Source organism: Bradyrhizobium sp. P2_E8 (assembly GCF_056403875.1).
On sequence record NZ_JBFUES010001942.1, the window covers coordinates 1 to 504 of the forward strand.

Sequence of the window (504 nt, forward strand, 5' to 3'; positions counted from 1 at the left end):
GTTGTCGCTCGAGTTGAAGTAGGTCACCGAGTCCAGCGCCGCCTGGTACTGGGCCACGGTCGCCGTGCCGCTCAGCGTCAGCACACCGGTCGCCGCGTTGTAGCTGCCGGTGATGCCGTTCTGGGTGGTAAAGCCGAGCACATCCTGGCCGGATGCGAAGTTTGCCGTGATCGACACCGTCGCCCCGGTCAGGTTCGTGCTGTCGACATCCGACGCCGTCAGCGCGGCGTCGATCGCGGAGGCCGCCTGATTCTCCGTGTAGGACAGCGACCCTCCATGGGCGTTCAAGACCGCCGCATCATTGGTCCCGGTGATGGTCACCGTCACCGTCCCCGTCGCCGTGCCGTCCTGGCTCGTCACCGTGAAGGTGTCGGTCACGACCTGACCCGCGGTCAGTTCGTTGTGCGCGCCGTTGCCGGTGTAGGTCCAGGCGCCGTCCGCGTCGATCGAGAAGTCGCCATAGGTGCCGGCCGCATTGGTCTGCGCCACCACATGCGCTTCACC

1 protein-coding gene is annotated in these 504 nt (G+C 66.5%); it reads right to left on the reverse strand.

Annotated elements, in window-relative coordinates:
• On the reverse strand, nt 1-504 hold a 504-nt coding region (locus AC1D00_RS44830), incomplete at both ends, for a VCBS domain-containing protein (protein ID WP_477015179.1).